Origin of the sequence: Algoriphagus sp. oki45 (assembly GCF_036245605.1) — a bacterium.
Classification (GTDB): Bacteria; Bacteroidota; Bacteroidia; order Cytophagales; family Cyclobacteriaceae; genus Algoriphagus.
This window is the reverse complement of sequence record NZ_BTPC01000001.1, coordinates 124,455-143,636: the sequence shown is the minus strand read 5'-3', so window position 1 is coordinate 143,636 and position 19,182 is coordinate 124,455. Positions and strand designations below refer to the sequence as shown.

16 protein-coding genes are annotated in these 19,182 nt (G+C 39.2%); 5 read left to right on the top strand and 11 right to left on the bottom strand.

Annotated features, from left to right (window positions below):
• Window positions 1–35 precede the first annotated feature (35 nt).
• The 4 genes from AAA942_RS00575 (at window position 36) to AAA942_RS00560 (ending at window position 2,446) form a co-directional block, all read left to right on the top strand.
• Window positions 36–959, top strand: coding sequence for a universal stress protein (locus AAA942_RS00575; protein WP_338218277.1), 924 nt, complete (start codon window positions 36–38; stop codon window positions 957–959).
• A gap of 87 nt (window positions 960–1,046) precedes the next feature.
• A complete protein-coding gene (locus AAA942_RS00570) occupies window positions 1,047–1,592 on the top strand; it encodes an RNA polymerase sigma factor (RefSeq protein WP_338218276.1) in 546 nt (181 codons plus the stop codon).
• Window positions 1,593–1,623: 31 nt separating this feature from the next.
• Entirely contained in the window at window positions 1,624–1,977 is a 354-nt protein-coding gene (locus tag AAA942_RS00565; RefSeq protein WP_338218275.1) for a hypothetical protein, read from the top strand.
• 22 nt (window positions 1,978–1,999) lie between these two features.
• Window positions 2,000–2,446, top strand: coding sequence for a hypothetical protein (locus tag AAA942_RS00560; protein ID WP_338218274.1), 447 nt, complete (start codon window positions 2,000–2,002; stop codon window positions 2,444–2,446).
• Window positions 2,447–2,503: 57 nt separating this feature from the next.
• Here the strand turns inward: AAA942_RS00560 and mscL are convergent, their stop codons facing one another.
• Entirely contained in the window at window positions 2,504–2,929 is a 426-nt protein-coding gene (gene mscL, locus AAA942_RS00555) for a large-conductance mechanosensitive channel protein MscL (protein ID WP_338218273.1), read from the bottom strand.
• A 295-nt stretch (window positions 2,930–3,224) separates the two neighbouring features.
• Between mscL and AAA942_RS00550 the strand changes: the two genes are divergently transcribed.
• A complete protein-coding gene (locus AAA942_RS00550) occupies window positions 3,225–5,267 on the top strand; it encodes a S9 family peptidase (protein ID WP_338218272.1) in 2,043 nt (680 codons plus the stop codon).
• A 57-nt stretch (window positions 5,268–5,324) separates the two neighbouring features.
• On the opposite strand, the gene AAA942_RS00545 is transcribed toward AAA942_RS00550, so the two are convergent.
• The 10 genes from AAA942_RS00545 to AAA942_RS00500 form a co-directional block, all read right to left on the bottom strand.
• Complete coding sequence (locus AAA942_RS00545) at window positions 5,325–6,728, bottom strand: exonuclease domain-containing protein (RefSeq protein WP_338218271.1); 1,404 nt, start codon at window positions 6,726–6,728, stop codon at window positions 5,325–5,327.
• Window positions 6,729–6,961: 233 nt separating this feature from the next.
• Window positions 6,962–8,542 carry an NAD(P)/FAD-dependent oxidoreductase gene (locus AAA942_RS00540; protein ID WP_338218270.1) on the bottom strand — a complete coding sequence of 527 codons (1,581 nt, stop codon included), beginning with the start codon at window positions 8,540–8,542 and terminating at the stop codon, window positions 6,962–6,964.
• Window positions 8,543–8,796: 254 nt separating this feature from the next.
• Entirely contained in the window at window positions 8,797–10,710 is a 1,914-nt protein-coding gene (locus tag AAA942_RS00535) for a polysaccharide biosynthesis protein (RefSeq protein ID WP_338218269.1), read from the bottom strand.
• A gap of 186 nt (window positions 10,711–10,896) precedes the next feature.
• Window positions 10,897–11,505, bottom strand: a complete 609-nt coding sequence (locus AAA942_RS00530) for a sugar transferase (protein ID WP_338218268.1) — start codon at window positions 11,503–11,505, stop codon at window positions 10,897–10,899.
• Between the two features lies 1 nt (window position 11,506).
• On the bottom strand, window positions 11,507–12,643 hold the full coding sequence (locus AAA942_RS00525; RefSeq protein ID WP_338218267.1) for a DegT/DnrJ/EryC1/StrS family aminotransferase: 1,137 nt from the start codon (window positions 12,641–12,643) through the stop codon (window positions 11,507–11,509).
• Between the two features lie 335 nt (window positions 12,644–12,978).
• Complete coding sequence (locus tag AAA942_RS00520; RefSeq protein WP_338218266.1) at window positions 12,979–14,136, bottom strand: glycosyltransferase family 4 protein; 1,158 nt, start codon at window positions 14,134–14,136, stop codon at window positions 12,979–12,981.
• Between the two features lie 556 nt (window positions 14,137–14,692).
• On the bottom strand, window positions 14,693–16,360 hold the full coding sequence (locus AAA942_RS00515) for a capsule assembly Wzi family protein (RefSeq protein WP_338218265.1): 1,668 nt from the start codon (window positions 16,358–16,360) through the stop codon (window positions 14,693–14,695).
• A gap of 29 nt (window positions 16,361–16,389) precedes the next feature.
• Entirely contained in the window at window positions 16,390–17,445 is a 1,056-nt protein-coding gene (wecB, locus tag AAA942_RS00510; RefSeq protein ID WP_338218264.1) for a non-hydrolyzing UDP-N-acetylglucosamine 2-epimerase, read from the bottom strand.
• The gene (locus tag AAA942_RS00505; RefSeq protein ID WP_338218263.1) at window positions 17,445–18,149 is read right to left on the bottom strand and encodes a WecB/TagA/CpsF family glycosyltransferase; all 705 of its coding nucleotides are present in this window, start codon (window positions 18,147–18,149) and stop codon (window positions 17,445–17,447) included. The genes wecB and AAA942_RS00505 overlap by 1 nt, the downstream gene beginning before the upstream one ends.
• Window positions 18,121–19,182, bottom strand: a complete 1,062-nt coding sequence (locus AAA942_RS00500; RefSeq protein ID WP_338218262.1) for a glycosyltransferase family 4 protein — start codon at window positions 19,180–19,182, stop codon at window positions 18,121–18,123. Before AAA942_RS00500 ends, AAA942_RS00505 begins: the two co-directional genes overlap by 29 nt.

Sequence of the window (19,182 nt, the reverse complement as noted above, 5' to 3'; positions counted from 1 at the left end):
TCAATGTAAATTTGCATTGCAAAACCGCGCTTGCCATGTACCTGATTAAAAAAATGATCGTTTGCCTCGATCAAACCCCGCTTGACCAGACCCTGATTGAGCATGCAGCTTTTATCGCTAAAGTCAATCAAACCAAAAAAATATACTTTACCAACGTCATCAAAAACCTTTCTATCCCCAAGGAGATTTTGGAAGAATTTCCCAATCTGGTAGAAAACATGGTCAACGAAAGAAAGGAAGCCATGGAAAAATTGGTAGAGGAGCACTTCCCTAAGATCAAAGGCATCTCCATCAGCTACGTGGTCAAAGAAGGTAACCTTTCGAAAAAGATCCTCAAACTCGCCGAAGAAAAGTCTGTAGACATGATTTTGATCGGGAGAAAAGTCGATTTACCAGGAACAGGCGTGGCTTCTCAGCGATTGGCAAGACGAGCAAGCTGTTCCCTCCTGATTGTACCTGAAGGCTCCAAACCAAAAATCAACAGACTGCTGGTACCGAGTGACTTCTCCGAATACTCCAAAGATGCCCTCGAGGAGGCAATCATGATCGTGGAAAAACACGGGGGAAATGCGGAGATTATCTGCCAAAATGTATTCAGCGTGCCCACTGGATATCATTTCACAGGTAAAAGCTATGAGGAATTCACCGAGATCATGCGGATGCATGCCGAGATCAATTACAAGAAGTTTATCCGGAGGATCGATACCAAAGGCTTGAAAATTATCCCCATTTATACCAAAGACGATGACGATGATCCGGTGCAAGAAATCGTAAATATGGCTCTGGAGCAAAATGTGGATGGAATCATTATCGGGGCTAAGGGAAGAACAGCCGCCACAGCACTTTTTATTGGCAGTATGGCCGAGCGATTGATCCAATACAATGACAGTCTTCCTCTTCTTGTCACCCGTCCCAAAGGAAAAAATGCAGGGATTCTGGATTACATCCTGGAGATCTAAAAAGAAACAAGTACAATGAGTCGAATTTTTCGACTCATTTTTTTTCAGATTAAACCTTAGCCTCTTCAAGCAGTCCAAACGGGGTCAATGAAAGAAATCGATCAAAAAATTCTGGACCAAATTCATTCTCCGTTTACGCGAGAACTGGGTTTTCGGCTACTGATCGAAACTTATCAAAAGAAAGTATACCACGTCATCCGAAGAATGGTACTCATCCATGAGGATGCAGATGACCTGACCCAAAACACCTTTATCAAAGCTTATCGGTATTTGGAGAAATTTGAAGGGAATTCATCCCTTTTTACCTGGCTTTACCGGATAGCGACGAATGAAACCCTCACCTTTCTGGAAAAAAAGAAGAAGCGTTTCTTTTTTTCCATAGACGACCATCAGGAAAGGTTGGAATCCTATCTTGATCAACCCGGAAATTTCAACGGTGATCAAATCCAGCTCAAACTCCAAAAGGCCCTACTTCTTCTTCCGGAAAAGCAAAGGTTGGTATTCAACCTGAAGCATCAGGAAGATCTCAGCTATGAGCAGATCTCAGAAATAACAGGGACAAGTGTGGGAGCTTTGAAGGCAAGTTTTCACCATGCAGTAAAAAAAATTGAGCATTTTGTCTTACAAGAATAAACCTACGGCCTACAAACGGGTCTAAAAAAAGATGGAACAGTTACCTAAATTCAAGGAATTCAAAGCACCTGAGGGTTACTTTGAGCAGCTTCCGGACCGGATTCTGGAAAAAGCCTCGGCCAAAAAATCCAATCCATGGATCAAGTATGCAGCAGCTGCAGCTCTGATTCTCTCCTTGGGTTGGTGGCAACTGAGCTCTGTCTCCAATCAAAATGAGCAACTCAGCCTCGATGAAGAAGCTATGCTGTACATAGAAAGCAATCAATGGACAGCCGAGGATGTACTCAGCATGGCAGAAGACCCCAATTCTATCTTAGATGAAATCATAGCCGAGGAAATGCCTGAAGATGGTCTTTTCTACTACGAAGAAGAAAACTGGTTCTAAACTGAACCTAAATGAAAATAAAATGAAAAATATAAAATCTATACTCATCACCCTGATCATGCTTCTGCTCTCTTGGGAAAGTTTTGCACAGCGACCGGGACAAATCGACCCCGAAAAGCTTCAGGCAGCCCGAATAGCCTTTATCACAACGCGGATTGACCTTAAGCCAGAGCAGGCTGAGAAGTTTTGGCCCATATTCAACGAGTACAACGACAAAAGGGAAGCTACCATGCGGCAAATAGCTGAGCTCAATCGGAATACAGAATCCATATCAGAAGAACAAGCCAAAGACCGGATCAAAAAAAGATTTGAACTGCAGCAAGCCATGCTGAATGAAGAGCAGCAGTTTGTTCAAAAAGCCTCTGGAGTGTTGACAGCCAAACAAATCCTGATGCTGAACAATATCGCCCGAGATTTTACCCGACAGCTTTATCAAAGGCAGAGAGGTGGCGGAGGAGGTGGTCTTTAGCCAAATTGCTTTCTATAAAAATGAAAATGGCCCTGATTATATGCTCCGGGCCATTTTTTATTGCTTCTTCAGCAAGTCTCTAATTTCTTCTAAGAGCTTTTCTGATGGAGTAGGCGCAGGCGGTGCCGGAGGTGGTGCCGGTGCTTCTTCCTTCTTTTTATTCATCTTATTTACCCCTTTGATGGCAAGGAAAATCACAAAGGCAACGATGACAAAATCCACTACATTTTGGATAAACATCCCGTAATTTAAAGTCACTGCAGCTACTGCTTCCCCAGCTGCATCGGTTGTTGCTTCCTTGAGAGTTAGCGTAAGATCTTTGAAATCAACTCCTCCTAGCATTAAGCCAATTGGAGGCATTACGATATCATTAACAAAGGAGGATACGATCTTTCCGAATGCTCCACCGATGATCACACCGACTGCTAGGTCGATCACGTTGCCTTTGACGGCAAACTCCTTGAATTCTTTAATAAATCCCATAAGGTGAATGGTTAGGTTGATGATGGTTTAATTATTCGGAAAATAGCTATTTCGCATTCATCTACAAAAAACTGCGCTTTATTTTATCATTTTGGGGAAAGAGACTGAACTCTGAAATTTTGGAAAAAGCCAGGCAATCTATCTTTGACTCATTTTTATAAACGCCTAACATTTTTAAGCCAATTGAAAAAGCGAAGGCATTGAAACAATAATCCCTTTTTAGTCCTTTTTCACTTTAGTTTCTATTCCAAGGGGGAATTTTTTCCTTATCCTTGCAATCCAAAAATTATCCAAAATGAAAGTACCTCAAGCGCCAAAAAAAGAGAAAATTCTGGAAATCCACGGCCACAAACGAATGGACCCTTACTATTGGATGAATGAGCGGGAAAACCCGGAAGTCATTTCCTACCTCAATGAAGAAAATGCCTATTTGGAAGAAATCATGAAGCCGAAAGAGGAATTCAAAAACCGGCTTTTTGAGGAAATGAAGGGCAGAATCAAAGAGGATGATCAAAGTGTACCCTATTTCAAATCGGGATTTTATTGGTATGTGAGATACACACAGGGAGCTGAATATCCCATCTATTGCCGAAAGGCAGGGAGTTTGGAAGGTCCTGAGGAAGTACTTTTGGATGTAAATGAATTGGCAAAAGGAAAAGCCTATTACCAAGTCGGCGGAACCTCCTCTTCACCCAATCAAAAAATGCTGGCATTTGCTGCCGATGAAGTGGGAAGGAGGATTTTTACTATTCATTTTAAAAATCTTGAAACAGGGGAAATCCTCTCCGAATCCATTCCTTATGTAACGGGAAATTTGACTTGGGCGGCAGATAATCAGACTATCTTCTATTCCAAACAGGATCCACAAACCCTTCGCTCCTTTCAGATTTATCGGCATGTCTTGGGCACAAAGCCTGAGGAAGATATCCTGATTTTTGAGGAAAAGGATGAGGAATTTACCTGTGCAGTTCACAAGTCCAAATCGGAGGACTACATTTTCATTCACTCCTCCAGCACCATTTCCTCCGAAATGCGATTCCTCAAATCGGATAATCCTTCCGGAGAATTCCAACTATTGCAGGCCCGTATTCCCCATCTGGAATACGCAGCTGACCACTATGGAGATTATTTTTGGATCCGAACCAACGATCAGGCGACTAATTTCAAACTGGTCAAAACTCCAGTCACCCAGACGGACAAAGCCCATTGGCAGGATGAAATTCCGCACAGATCCGATGTCCTATTCGAAAATTTCGAGCTTTTCTCAAGCTATTTGGTCACTCAGGAAAGATCAAATGGATTGACGCGGATTCATATCAAACCTTGGGATGGGGAAGGTCATTTTCTGGATTTTGAAGAGGAAACCTACACCGCATGGATCAGCATCAATCCGGAGTTTGAGTCAGATATGCTGAGATTTGGATACACTTCCTTGACTACTCCCAACTCCACCTTTGACTATCATATGCCTAGCCGAAAGAAACTTCTGCTCAAACAGCAGGAAATTGTCGGAGGCTATGATCCTGAAGCCTATCAGGCTCATAGGATTTGGGCAACAGCCGAGGATGGAGCTCAGGTTCCCATTTCTCTGGTTTATAAAAAATCCCTTTTCATAAAAGATGGAAGTAATCCTCTTCTACTCTATGCCTATGGGTCCTATGGATTCAGCATGGATGCTTATTTTTCCAGTACCCGACTGAGCTTATTGGACAGGGGCTTTGTCTTTGCGATAGCTCATATTCGGGGAGGTGAAGATTTGGGAAGGCCTTGGTATGAAGATGGCAAGCTCCTGAAAAAACGAAATACCTTTACCGATTTTATTGCCTGTGGAGAAAAGCTGATTGCTGAAAAAATGACAAGTGCTTCCCGAATGTATGCCATGGGAGGAAGTGCCGGTGGACTACTGATGGGGGCGGTGATCAATATGCGGCCGGAATTGTTCCATGGAGTCATTGCTAACGTTCCTTTTGTAGATGTGGTAACTACCATGCTGGATGAAAGCATCCCCTTGACTACAGGAGAGTTTCAGGAATGGGGAAATCCTAAGAATAAGGAGTATTACGAGTATATGCTCTCCTACTCTCCTTACGATAATGTCGAGGCCAAAGATTATCCGCATTTGCTGGTGACCTCTGGTTTGCACGATTCTCAGGTCCAATATTGGGAACCAACCAAATGGGTAGCCAAACTCAGAGAATTGAAAACCGACTCCAACCACCTCCTCCTTCACACGAATATGGAAGCGGGTCACGGTGGAGCCTCGGGAAGATTCAATGCTTTGAAAGAATTGGCTTTGGAATACACTTTCCTCCTCATGCTGGAAGGAAAAGCTGGGTAATAGTTAAAATCTAATACAGGGATAAGGGATCAGGAAACGTTGATTTCTTATCCCTTTTTACCAATCCCAACCAAAACCTAATTGGGGTTCTCCTTTGGCAGGGATCTTTTCCCCTTCCAAAATCCGAATAGACTCTTGATCCAGCTTGGGCAAAAACTGCCTGAGAATATAAAAAGTCTCGGGAATCTTGGGCACCACCTCCAAAGAGTCGATATCCCCTTCCCAATCCAGTTGATACCCAAACCTACTCAACATTCCATTTTCGAAGTAGCAGACCGCCTTTTCTGCTTTCTCTCTTCCCGGAAGTTCGATGATCAAGTCCAATTTACTTTTCCGAATCAAAGCGATAAACTCCCTAGCTCGAGCATTGTAGTTTTTTGGAGATTCTTCGGATTTGCAGGCACCTTGACAGAATTCATCCTGAACGGTCTCACAAGTTACTTTTCGCAAACCGCTGAGTTTTTTGCAGAGCTGAAAGGAATCAATACCCGATTTGAGGTAGGAAAGGGCTTCTTCTGAAGAAAAAAAGGTTTCCAAAGGACGGAGATTCTTGGTCACCTTCGCCACCTGAAACCGCAAATACCCGGAAGAATCCTGATAATCAAAAATCCCCCAAAGTGTCTTAGGCAGCTTTAGGGCTGAATTATACTTGGGCCAGAGTTTTTTGATCTCCAAAGCCTCCAAAAGCAAGGCCATCATCTCCGATCCGGTCAATTGCCAGCGCAAGTCGGTTATTTCGGCTTTTAGTTGCTGCTTGAGATGAGGATGAATATTTCCTGAAAAATGGCCCTTAAACCTTTCCTTGATATTATTGGCTTTTCCCACATAAATCACCTTTCCGAAGGAGTTGAGCATGTAATAGACTCCGCATGCTTCCGGAATTTCCCGGTATCGGGCAGGGGAAAAATTGGGTGGAAGGTGGTTTTCTCCAGCCCTTTTTTTCAGAGAAGAATAAATCACCTCGCTTTGCTGACGGATCATTCGGTCAAAAAGAATCGCGGTTGCTTTGGCATCTCCCATAGCCCTATGGCGTGCAAGGATAGGGATGCGCTGATTTTCACAAATCCTGCCCAAGCTATAAGATGGGAGTCCCGGAAAGGCTTTTCTCGCTAGTCTTACCGTGCACAGCTTTGAATTAGTCAAGTTTCTTCCTTCTTTTTGAAAGGCTGCGCGGATAAACCCAAAGTCAAAATTGACTTGATGGGCAACAAAAACCCGGTCTTCGAGCAAACTCCAAAGCTCTTCGGAGATTTCAGTAAAAGTGGGCGCGTCCTGCACCATAGATTGGTCAATTCCGGTGAGACCGGTGATATAATGGGGAATTGACTGTTGGGGATTGATCAGAGATTGGAATTCATGGGTAATCTTTTCTCCATCATGGATCACAACAGCTATCTCGGTGATTCCCCCTGAAGCAGGAGAACCTCCCGTAGTCTCAATATCCACAATGGCAAATTCCATGGCTAAAAGTAGGGATTTGTCTGTTTATTGGGGATTGATTGACGAAAAATGACAATCTTCCTTTTTTGATTTCCGTGCCATTTGAAGCCCTTTTAATGACGATTTACGACCTATTCTAGGACCTCAACCCTTATTTTGGGTAGTTTTCCATTAAAACCCTACCTCCATCCGTCTCACCAAACATGGATCATCCCACACCGGACAACGGACATCTGTCATCCGACAAAGCTCCCCTACTTCTTCGCGTATGCCTCAATCAGTTTCTCCGCGCATCTTTCTCCATCCATGGCTGCGGAGACAATTCCTCCGGCATAGCCCGCCCCCTCTCCGCAAGGATAAAGCCGCTTGATTTGTGGGTGCTCGAAGGTTTCACGATCTCTCGGGATTCTTACCGGTGAGGAAGTTCGGCTTTCCACTCCGATGATTTGAGCTTCATTGGTAAAATAGCCCTTCATCTTTTGCCCAAAAGCCGTAAATGCCATGGCCATGCGCTCTGCGATAAATGGGAGCAATACTTCACGCATTTCCACCGAGTTTAAACCTGGTTGATAAGAGGTGTCCAAAAGAGAGGTACTTACCCGCTTCTTCACAAAATCCACCATGCGTTGGGCAGGTGCGGTTTGGGTTTTACCTCCCAGTTCCCATGCCTTTTGCTCGATTTCAGCCTGAAAGTGCATGGCTGCCAATGGGCCGTATTTTTGATATTGGGGCAAATCCTCCAACTCCACCGATACGACCATGCCCGAATTGGCAAATCGGGAATCCCTACGGCTTGGGCTCATCCCATTCACTACCAATTCTCCGGGGGCCGTGGCAGCAGGTACAATAAATCCTCCAGGACACATACAGAAGGAAAATACCCCTCTTTGCTTTCCTTGAAACTGTGTCTGATGAACCAAAGAATAGGATGAGGCTGGCAAATAGGGCCCACGATCCACTTCACAATGGTATTGAATTCGGTCAATTAGGTTTTGGGCGTGCTCTATGCGTACGCCTAGGGCAAAAGGTTTAGCTTCGATAAATACCTTTTTTCTGTCCAAAAGCTGAAAAATATCTCTTGCCGAATGTCCTGTAGCTAAAATAACACCTATTCCATGGATTTGATCTCCTGCTTGGGTGATTACTCCTTTGATCTCGTCTTCTTTGATAATCAAATCTTCCACCCGGGTCTCAAAATGAATCTCTCCACCCGCTTCCAAGATGCTTTCCCGGAGCTTGGCAACTAAAACAGGCAATTTGTTGGTCCCAATATGGGGATGAGCATCGACCAATATCTCCTCTGTAGCGCCATGAGTCACTAGAATCTCCATGATTCTCCGGATGTCTCCCCGCTTTTTAGAACGGGTGTAAAGCTTGCCGTCTGAATAAGTGCCTGCCCCACCCTCTCCAAAACAGTAATTGGAGTCAGGATTGACAATTCCCTCCTTGTTGATCGCGGCCAAATCCCTTCTTCTTGCCCTGACATCCTTCCCCCTTTCGATAAGGATGGGTTTGATCCCAAGTTCGATAGCCCTAAGGGCTGCAAACATGCCTGCGGGACCTGCCCCAACTATAATCAATGCTTCAGCATTTCCCACAAAGGGATAATCAGGTGAATGATCAAGAAGAGAACCGGGCTTTTCGTTGATAAATAAATCAGCCTCCACATTCACGATGACTTTTCTGCCACGCGCATCAATGGATCTACGGGTTTGTCTGGCAAAGACTTGAGGAAAATCTGGAGTTAAACCTGCCCTTTTGAGTACGGCTTGCTGGAAAAGCTCAGGATCATAGGCCTCCTCTGGGCTGAGCTTGAGGGAAAATTCTTTTTTCATGGGTAAGGTATTTATCCTTAAAGTGATGCAAAGGTAGAAAGCAGGACGAGAAATTGGTTATTGGGTGTTCGTTATTTAGTTATTGGTTATTAGGTGGTTTTTGGTAATTGGTAATTGGTAATTGGTAATTTTGGTCTATTAAGCTGCCGGAATTTTGGGCAAAAAAAAAGCCGCAATCTCTTGCAGCTCAATTGATTCTAAATTGTTCTACTTTATACCAGATACTTGATACCAGATACTTGATACTTTAAATCTCAATTCATTCTATCCAAAACCTCAAAACGGGAGGAGTTGGAAATGAATTCCGGCACTAATACTTTCAAATGCCTGACGATGTCCGTTTCAGAATTTTTCGTGATCAATTCTTGAAATAACTCTATTTGACCTTCGATTTTCTTGAAGGAAGAAGGTAAAACCTGAGCGATTTTAATTTTCGGATGATGGGTGATTTTCACTGTCTCAAAATCATTGAGCAATTCCTCAAAAAGCTTCTCCCCTTCTCTTAGACCGGTAAAAACAATCTTAATATCCTGATCTACTTTTTTCCCCGACAACTGAATCATTTTCTTCGCCAAATCCAGAATCTTTACTGGTTCACCCATATCGAAAACGTAAATTTCTCCTCCCTCTCCCATTACGCCGGCTTCTAACACCAACTGACAGGCCTCTGGAATAGTCATAAAGTAGCGGGTGATATCCGGATGAGTGACGGTGATAGGTCCACCCTGTTCATTTTGCTTTTTGAAAAGAGGAATTACCGATCCATTTGAACCTAAAACGTTTCCAAATCGAGTTGTGATAAATTTCGTATGCGGTTGGCGATGATTTTTTTCAAGAAACTCATTTAAGGCCTGCACATACATTTCTGCAGCCCTTTTACTGGCACCCATGACATTGGTGGGATTTACTGCTTTATCCGTAGACACGAAGACAAACTTCTCCGCTTTTGCCAAAACAGAGAGATCTGCAAGAATTTTGGTGCCGATTACGTTGGCATGAATAGCCTCTTCAGGATAATTTTCCATCATAGGGACATGCTTATAAGCAGCGGCATGAAAGACTACCTGAGGTCTAAACTCCCTGAATACCTCGGTCATTTTCCTTTTATTCCTTACATCACCCAAAATAATTTTTATGGGACAAGTAGGATAGTTTTGCTTGAATTCCTGCTCAATGTCATATAAAGGTGACTCTGCTATATCCAAAAGGATCAATTCTTTAGGATGATAATAGCTGATTTGGCGACAAAGCTCAGAACCAATGGAACCGGCCGCTCCTGTGACCAAAACCACTTTTCCGGCTATATCTTCTTCAATTCTTGGATTATCCAAGACGATTGGTTCCCGGCTCAGAAGATCCTCAATTTTTATTTCCCGGATTTCTCCCGCTGTTAGACCTCCATTGATCCATTGATCTACAGGTGGAACCATGGATACAGATACATTTAGTCTTAGGCATTCATCGATGATCTGTTTTTTTCGGGATACAGACAGATACCTTACAGCTATGATTAGATCTTTTACATTCTGCTCTTTGGATAATTTTTCCAGATTATCCAAACCTCTATATATCCTCTTTCCATCAATGTTTTTGCCTTCCTTCTTGGGGTCATCATCAAAGAATGCCACCACATTAAGTAAACTTTTACTGTCTCTGTTAATGGCTTCCTGGGCAATAATCCCTGCCTCACCTGCACCGAAAATAATAGCATTCCTTAGCAGCTTCTTTTCAGAAACTCCACTTTTCAAATAGACAAAAATCTCCTTTACCAAAAGCCTGTAGAAGATCAAACTAATTAATCCAGACAAACTGGCAATGATTAACACAGAAGTGGGTGGCAAAAACCTCTCATTCAAAAAACTCCCGTGAAAGAAATTCAAGAAGAGGAAAATGATAAAATTTATAAGGATGGTTTTTGAAATATTTCCTGCATCCCTAAAGCCCGTATGCCTGACTATTCCTTCATAGCTCTTGGTATTTTGCATAACCAAAAGGCCTCCAAGCATGAATGTAAGGCTCCCGGCAAAAGCATTGGATTTTGAAATGGCAACAGGGTCAAAATTGAATCTAACCAGATAGCCAAAGAGGGAACAAAAGAAGAGAATAGAAGAATCTAAGATTACAATAATCCATCTGGGAAGGATTTTTAATCTGGATAAAAAATTCATAAAAAAGAAACTTTTAAATTCTTCACGCTCTACTAGTGGAGGTTAGGATGACTTAGTGACCGCTAAATGTATACACATATATTAATTATTGCTAAAAAACAATAATTTTTTTTCGAAAACTGAATCAAAAGAAAAATTTAATGCTGCTGAATAAAATATCTCCTAACATTTAGTTTCTCCTAAACTTTAATTATTACCTGTAAACCTACCTACCGTGACATGCCCTTGCTGGCTTACTCCTTTTCCTCTTAATACATTCCAAAGAGTGATAAATAAAATCTTAACATCAAGGCCAAACGAAATATTATCTACATACCAAGTATCATAAGCAAATTTTCTTTGCCAAGATATCGCATTTCTTCCATTAATTTGGGCCCAGCCTGTCACTCCCGGTCTCACCAGATGTCTTCGGGACTGTTCCTGAGAATAGAGGATTAAATATTCCTTGAGCAAAGGTCGGGGGCCTACCAGACTCATATCCCCTCTGAGCACATTGAGTAATTGCGGAATCTCATCCAAAGAGGTATTTCTAATAAATTTTCCAAGAGCGGTAATTCTATATTCGTCAGGCAATGGATCCCCATTATTATCCACTCCATCTCTCATGGTTTTGAATTTGATTATTTCAAAAATATGAGATCCCTTCCCTGGTCTTTCCTGATAAAAAAATGGATTGCCTCTGTGGTGAATCCCCAAAATCAAAAAGATCAGGATAAAGAAGGGAGAAAGGATAAGAAGCATAAGAGTGGCTAGCACCACGTCCAAAAACCTTTTTCCAAATTGAGAATAAACCACTTTAAACTACTTTTTTATACTCCTTTTCGATGAGTTCTACAATCCACTCCTGTTGTTCAAAAGTCAAATTCGCAGAACTCGGGAGGCAAAGACCCTTGGAGAACAGGTTTTCAGAAACTTTTCCCCCATAAAATGGAACACCCTTATAAACCGGCTGCAGATGAAGAGGTTTCCAAAGAAATCGGGTTTCAATACCGTTTTTTAGCAAGATTACCCTCAGCCGATCATTGGAAAAGCCGGTGATTTGCTCATCTACCAATATTGAGGTCAGCCAATAATTGGAATCTGAAATCCCTGAATTTTCCTGGAAGGAAATTCCCGGATAACTCTTCATCAACTCCTTGTATTGCTTATTTATTCGTTTCCGCTTTTCTACTATCTCATCCAAACGCTCAAGCTGTGCCAAACCCACCGCAGCGGCCATATTGGTCATTTTATAATTATACCCAATATCCAAATGCTGGTAGTAGGGCAAATCTTCCCTTGCTTGGGTTGAAAGATATTTTGACTTTCTGATCAGGGATGAATCCTGGCATATCAGAGCTCCACCTCCCCCACTCGTGATAATTTTATTTCCATTGAAGGAGAAAATCCCAAGTTTCCCGAAAGTACCACATAGCTGTCCATCGTACTTACTACCCACAGCTTCAGCCGCATCTTCTATAAGCGGAATTTGGTATTTCTGACATATCTCCAGTATTTCCTTCATTTTGGCAGGCATACCAAAAAGATGAACGCAGATTATCGCTTTAGGCTTTTTCCCCAAAGCAATTCGGCTCAAGATGGTATCTTCCAGGATTTCGGGAGAAATATTCCATGTATCTTTTTCACTATCAACAAAAATAGGTGTGGCACCTAAATACACGATCGGATTTGCAGAAGCACAAAATGTAAAAGACTGACAAATTACCTCATCCCCTTTTCCAATACCCAAGACTACCAATGCCAAATGCAAGGCGGATGTACCGGAATTCAAAGCTACTGCCTGATGGGTTTTTAGTCTTTTGGAAAGCTTAGACTCAAATTTTGTGATGAATGGGCCATTCGTTGCCAACTGTCCTGACTGGACCGCTTGCTCCAAATACTGTCCTTCCGTGGAAGAAAATTCAGGAAAAGATAGAGGTATTTTAAACACCATTCAGGGGGTGATCAGAATGCTTGGTAAGTTATAAAATTTACCAAAACAAAAACCCAACCAAAAGTCAAATTCTAAAAATCAATTTTTTGTATTTAAACTACACTAAATTTATTTTAACCAAGCTTCTAGCCCAATGGGCCAAACCAAATTCATTTTTTTTGCATCAAGTTCCCTTTTTGAGTATAGGAGGATAAAAATAAAAAGAGGAGAAAATCGCCGATTAGGCGCATTTTTCTCCTCTTTTTTTCTTAAACAACAGATGATCAAGCCATTGAAATTGAATCTTTTAAATATCAGGTGCTTTTCTGAAGTATTTGTGGTTTAAAAATGATTTCTTAATTCAAATTGATTTCATCCTGTTTGAGTACGGTTTTTTCAAGCTTAATTTTCTTTTTCTCCCTTTTTGCAGGAAGATTTTCGTGGGTTTGATTAGAGCTTTTCAACACCTTCTTTTTGATATACTTTGGAGTTACCCGGTCTAAACGATACCCCATAAAAAGCACCACCACGGACAGTATAGGCAATGCCATATTATCAGTAAGCTCACTCATTCCAAAAACTCCTGCAATCAGAAACAGTTGTATTCCTCCCAAAATCAGGGCAACCTTGTCATGGCTAAACCCCATCCTCATCATAAAATGATGGATATGGGATTTGTCTGCAATCATGGGGTTCCTACCTCTCCGAATCCTTCTGGCAAAAACCCTAGCCATGTCAAATAGAGGATAAATCAACAGCGCAACTCCCATGGTGAAGGAAGGCATTAGTTTCAGAGGAGCACCTTGAGGCAAGGCAGCATTGTAATCCATAAAGGCTACCACCAAACTTCCCATTGCAAATCCAAGGGTGAGAGAACCGGTATCCCCCATGAAAATCTTGGCAGGGTGCCAATTGAAAACCAAAAAGGACAAAACTCCTCCCAAAAGGGTAAAACTCAGTACCGAATAGCTAGCCAATCCCTGAAAATAAAACCAGGAACCCAAGAGTGCCAGCGTAATCACGGCGACTGTTCCTGCCAATCCGTCCAATCCATCGATTAGATTAAATGCATTGGTCAAAGCCAATAGGGAAAAGGCCGTAAAGCCATAGCTAAACCAGAGATTTAACTCCCCTACCCCTAAGAAACCATGGAAATCCCGAATCCGGATATCTCCAGCACCAATCACCAAAATCACGGCAACGAGCTGTCCCATCAGCTTGTGTTTGGCCTTTAGCTCAACCATATCATCCCGAAAACCCACAAAAAACATCAGGGCAATAGCCCCTAACAGGTAGCGAATATCAGGAAGAGGATATTGCCAACCCCAAATTCCCAAAGCAATGAAAGTGGAAAGCATAAAGGCAATTCCACCCATGGATGGGGTAAAGGTCTTGTGAATTTTGCGTCCTCCGGGGACATCTCCAATTTGAGCCTTCTTTAGGATGGAAATCAAAACAGGAGTGATCAAAAAACCCACGGAAAAAGAAGTGAGGGCTGCTAAAAGGAGATACATGGTGGTATTTGGAAATGAAAGAATTACGGAACAAAAATAATTTTCGATAGGGAAAGAACCTAATTTTTAATGATTTAATAATTATAGAGACCTAATCTTGAGTAATTTAAAATACGAAAAGATTAATTTAAAAACAACTTTGGTTATATCAAAATGCGTTTTTCTTGATTTTTTCTTTTGAAAGAAAATCTTGAAAGGAAACTCAAAAAATCTTTCCCATCAAGTTTTAACCAATCTCAAATCAAGTGGAATCAAATATACTTTTTATCCAGGGTTTATTCGGGATTAATATAGGGTAAAAAATTAAACCACGAAGAGCACGAAGTTCACAAAGAATTTTTTCTGGTTTCTTAGTACCCTTGGTGTCCTTGGTGGTTTAAAATTCCTTTGGTGTCATTTGCGGGTGATTTTTTATCGAATTGATGAATCGGGGAATTGTCGAATTGAGTGGTTCGGGGTACGTGGTTATGAGTTTTTTGATCTTTTCTCTTGTCTCTTGTCTCTTGTTTCTCGATTCTAGCTTCTTGATACTTGATACCTGCTACTAGATACTCTCTTAATCTTTATTCCAAAAATAAATCGCACTAACCTGAGCCATAACACTGGTCAGGTTCTCCCCTTTCGGGAACTCAGGAGTACTTGCCGGATCGAGCTGCCATTGATAGTTCCTCGCATGAATGATCTGCAGCTTGGAACTCAGCAAGAGGTTATTGAATTGCTTGTCGTAAAGGAAGCCAAGAGAAAGGTCGATCCAGGGTTTGCGTTCATTCGGTTCAAAAAAGGATCTATAATAAAATCCTTGATCTCTTTCCACCCTTTCAAACAAGACACCAAGCTTTGAAAACCCATCAACTAGAGCAAACTCTAAAGTTTGAACATTTGCGCCTTGCCCTGTTCCAACTCCAAGCCCCTGACCAAAATTGGTAAAGCCTCTCGCTTGAGCGTGCTCATGCCAACTGTTTCTGCCGCCCAACCCGGAATATCGAACAATTCTATTTATTGATTCCTGCTGATGCGTAATTTCACCTCGTATTTGGATTTTTTTCTTTAGTTCAGGTACATCAAAAAGCTTAATCAATCCAAACATAAATGCACGTGAATGGTCAGGATTTAGAATAAATTCTCTCCAATTTAAAGCATGATCCCTTTTGCCGTACTCGAAGTATATCTCAAATTGACTTTTGGGAAACCGAAGATCTCCAAACACTACAACTTGCTGATCCCTGCCATTGCCATCAAATTCCACAGTATTTCCATTTTCAAAAAATCGTTCTTTCTGAAAGGCTTCAAATACAGGGAGCCAATCATAGAAACTCGTTCTTGGCAAGGAATCATATACTTGGAAAGTTCTTGCAAAACCAATTCGAAGATTAGGTATCCATTTAGGCTGATATGAAAGCATTAATGCGTTTAAATATCTTTTTCCAAGCGGCACTTGATCTTCATAAATAACATTGAGGCTATCATTTTGAGAAGCTGGCTGGCTACTTGATGATAATTTCCCAATTAATAGTTGAGTTTCAAAGTTTCCCAAAAATGTCTTTGTCGGTTTAGTAGTGTTTATTGTAATGTTCGGAAAACCAGGTGCATTGTTGGAAAAAGAAAGAGAATTAAACTGCCCAGGCCCCCACCAAATATTCTCAGTCGAAATTCCAGCCTCAAAGGCTCCAAATGTAGCAGTCAATTTCGATTGACCCCACCAAAGTTTTGAATATGCATTCTCCGCATATCTTTCAGGATAGTCTCCTCTACTCCATACGTAATACCGATCTAAATAATTTATTCTGGTAAGATCAGTTTCTAATCCCTGATAACTTGCATTTTGAGCAAAAACAATCTCTGGCTGTATCTGCAGATTTAAAAATTTCCACTTTGAAAAAATCCCTGTAGAAACATATTGCTGGAAACCAACATTGGGAATCATCAGCATATCTCCCCAGCCATATGGACGTTTTGTATTTATCCTTGAAATGGCATAAAGAGGAAGGATTTTAACTTCAATATCCTCAAATTTGAAATCAATAAACTCATCTAATGAAATAAGTGAATCTGAATTAAATATAAATTGAGGCCTAATCGCAGAATTAATTGAGTCCTGACTTGTCAGAATATCTCGTCTAGAATACTCACTTAAAATAGAAAAATCTCTAAAAAGAATTTGACCGAAAGAATATGGAAATAAACTAATAGATGAAATTAACAAAATAAAAAATTTAAACTTCATAATAAAATTGAACTATTAATTAACATTTTTCAATAAGATAACAATGAATCCATAATTATTTTACTAGTATTTCCATTACCATAAAGATTATTAGAGCTAAAATTAAAATTAATCAATTTATTATAAGCCATAACTATTTTATCTTTTTCGCATCCAGTTAAAATATTAAAACCGCTATTTACAAGCTCTATCCATTCTGTTTCATCTCTTAAAGTAACACAAGGTTTATTAAGAAAATATGCTTCTTTCTGAAGTCCGCCACTATCAGTTAAAACAATAGAACTATTTTTAATTAGCCAAATCATTTCTAAATATCCAACAGGATCTATTACTTCAAAATCAACTTGAATACCGAATTCTTTAATCTTATTTTTTGTTCTTGGATGTAAAGGAAGAATAATATTAATCTCTTTATTAATCTCGTTTAAAGCGGAAAGGATTGATTCCAAACGATCTTTAGAGTCGGTATTTTCAGCTCTATGGATAGTGGCTAAAGCAAAATTGTTAGTAGATATTTCATTAGGACGTTTACAAAGATTTCCATAAAACAAAATTCCATCTAACATAATATCTCCAGAATTAATAATAGAGCAATTAAAATTATTAAACCCTTCTTTTTCTAAATTAAGAACTGCTTGATCAGTAGGGCAAAATAAGATATTGCTTACTCTATCAGTTAAAATTCTATTCACTTCTTCTGGCATATTCATATTAAAACTTCTTAAACCAGCTTCAACATGTGCAAGATTAATATGCAATTTAGAAGCTACTATAGCTCCAGCTAAAGTAGAGTTGGTATCTCCATAAACTAATATCCAATCTGGTTTTTCCAAAATAGCAATTTCTTCAATTTTTTCTATCATTTTTCCAGTCATTGCTCCATGAGAAGTTCCACCGATACCTAAATAAAAATTAGCTTTCGGTATACTTAATTCCTTAAAAAAAACGTCACTCATATTAGGATCATAATGTTGACCTGTATGAACAATGATTTCTTGAATAATTGGATTAGATTTAAGAACTCTACTTAGTGAAGCAGCTTTTATAAATTGAGGTCTAGCGCCTAAAATGGTAAGAATTTTCATTATACATTAAATAAATAAATTGGTATTATTTTAAATAACTTAACTTGTCTTTTAAATCTTTTGGGTTGAGATAATAGCCTGTAAAGCCATTCTAAATTAAACTTTTGAAAAAAAACAGGAGCCCTTTTAACTGAACCAGATAATATATCCAATGCCCCTCCACAATTTATAATTATCAAATTAGGAAATATTCCTAACAATTTTGAAGAAATAATTTCTTGCTTTGGAGAACCCAACCCTAATAAAATAATTTGAGGCTGATTAATACCTAAAAAATCAACTATTGCCTGAAAATCATTATACCCATTAAGTCGTCCCACTAAATTAATTTCGGAAAAACTCTTTTCAATAAAATTATATGCCAACTTATTATTTTCCTCGTTAGTTCCTACAATTGCCAATCTTAATCTTTTTAAATTAGAATATTGTAAAGCCATTCTAGGCAAATCAATTTTAAGGCTTTTTAAACCAAATTTCTTCTTTAAAAATAAGATAGCTGCAAATCCATCCGGAACTTGAAAAAATGATTCGTTTACAATTTTTAAAAAATCAGGATCTTCATGACATCTAATTATCTTTTCAGCATTGATTGCAACACTATACGTGCCTAATGAATTTGATATTAAATAATCAAAAATCTTAAAAACATCAAAATCAGAAGAAAAACAATAACATTTAACCCCGGAAATCTCTAATAGTTTCATTTAATTTTTTAACCAGATTATAATTAATATGTGAATTTTTAAACTTTAAAACGGAAAAACTTGAATTATTTTTTAATGAAACAAGTAACATTCTATTTTGCAATAAAATCTCTATTTTTTCAGTTAAATCATTAGAATCAAAAGGATCAAACAAAAGACCATTATACTCATCAATAAGATAAGATTCTATGGCTGGAATTTTTGAACCTATTACAGGTAAGCCACAAGCTAATGCTTCAAGGCCTACTAAACCTAGACTTTCTGTTTTAGAAGGAAAGATAAAAAAATCATGTTTTGAATAAATTTGAGGAATCATACCATTTTCAAGAATTCCCTTGTAAGAAACAAAAGTATTATATTTCTTCGAAAAGGATTTAACATATTCCAATAAAGGACCCTCACCATAAATAGAACAACGAAATTTATAACCTTTATTAATTAACTTTTTTATAGAATCCAACAAAGTTAAAATACCTTTACTTTCTAATAAACTAGATAAATATATAAAAGATATATTTAAGGTATAATTATTCTTTATATTTTTAATATAGAAGTTATCAGGGACTCCTGAAGAAGCACTAATAAAAATATTGATATTATTATACTTATTTAAAAAAGTAGATCTAAGAACATGAGAAGGAACAACAATTAAAGATGACCTTTTAATTAATGGGGTTAAAATAAAATTTAAAAATCTATTAACTTTAGAGAGAGAATTTAAATCAGACCCATGATAATTAAGAACTATCAATCTTTTATAAAAAAAAGGATTTAAAAGAATAGGAACAGCTGACCTAGTTGGAAAATGAACATAGACAACATCGAAATTATAAAATATATTATAAAAAATTTTTAAATAAAATATAAGATACTTAATACCTTTTAAAAAAAAAGTATTAGTATTACCAACTAAAACAACTTTTTTAATAAAAAATTCCTCTTTTATTCCTAATTCAAACTTTTTTACAAAAATACCAAAAAAATCTAGATCACTTTTTGGATACATATTAGATATTAAAAGCATCTTTTTCAT

What these genes read in the sequence shown, in the direction of transcription:
- AAA942_RS00525 (WP_338218267.1), bottom strand. Translation starts at nt 12,643, where the DNA reads ATGGTGTTTAAAATACCTCTATCTTTTCCTGAATTTTCTTCCACGGAA.
- AAA942_RS00515 (WP_338218265.1), bottom strand. Translation starts at nt 16,360, where the DNA reads ATGAAGTTTAAATTTTTTATTTTGTTAATTTCATCTATTAGTTTATTT.
- AAA942_RS00570 (WP_338218276.1), top strand. Translation starts at nt 1,047, where the DNA reads ATGAAAGAAATCGATCAAAAAATTCTGGACCAAATTCATTCTCCGTTT.
- AAA942_RS00500 (WP_338218262.1), bottom strand. Translation starts at nt 19,182, where the DNA reads ATGAAAAAGATGCTTTTAATATCTAATATGTATCCAAAAAGTGATCTA.
- AAA942_RS00540 (WP_338218270.1), bottom strand. Translation starts at nt 8,542, where the DNA reads ATGAAAAAAGAATTTTCCCTCAAGCTCAGCCCAGAGGAGGCCTATGAT.
- AAA942_RS00575 (WP_338218277.1), top strand. Translation starts at nt 36, where the DNA reads ATGTACCTGATTAAAAAAATGATCGTTTGCCTCGATCAAACCCCGCTT.
- AAA942_RS00505 (WP_338218263.1), bottom strand. Translation starts at nt 18,149, where the DNA reads ATGAAACTATTAGAGATTTCCGGGGTTAAATGTTATTGTTTTTCTTCT.
- wecB (WP_338218264.1), bottom strand. Translation starts at nt 17,445, where the DNA reads ATGAAAATTCTTACCATTTTAGGCGCTAGACCTCAATTTATAAAAGCT.
- AAA942_RS00565 (WP_338218275.1), top strand. Translation starts at nt 1,624, where the DNA reads ATGGAACAGTTACCTAAATTCAAGGAATTCAAAGCACCTGAGGGTTAC.
- AAA942_RS00535 (WP_338218269.1), bottom strand. Translation starts at nt 10,710, where the DNA reads ATGAATTTTTTATCCAGATTAAAAATCCTTCCCAGATGGATTATTGTA.
- AAA942_RS00545 (WP_338218271.1), bottom strand. Translation starts at nt 6,728, where the DNA reads ATGGAATTTGCCATTGTGGATATTGAGACTACGGGAGGTTCTCCTGCT.
- mscL (WP_338218273.1), bottom strand. Translation starts at nt 2,929, where the DNA reads ATGGGATTTATTAAAGAATTCAAGGAGTTTGCCGTCAAAGGCAACGTG.
- AAA942_RS00520 (WP_338218266.1), bottom strand. Translation starts at nt 14,136, where the DNA reads ATGTATCTCCTTTTAGCAGCCCTCACTTCTTTTTCCGTGGGTTTTTTG.
- AAA942_RS00550 (WP_338218272.1), top strand. Translation starts at nt 3,225, where the DNA reads ATGAAAGTACCTCAAGCGCCAAAAAAAGAGAAAATTCTGGAAATCCAC.
- AAA942_RS00560 (WP_338218274.1), top strand. Translation starts at nt 2,000, where the DNA reads ATGAAAAATATAAAATCTATACTCATCACCCTGATCATGCTTCTGCTC.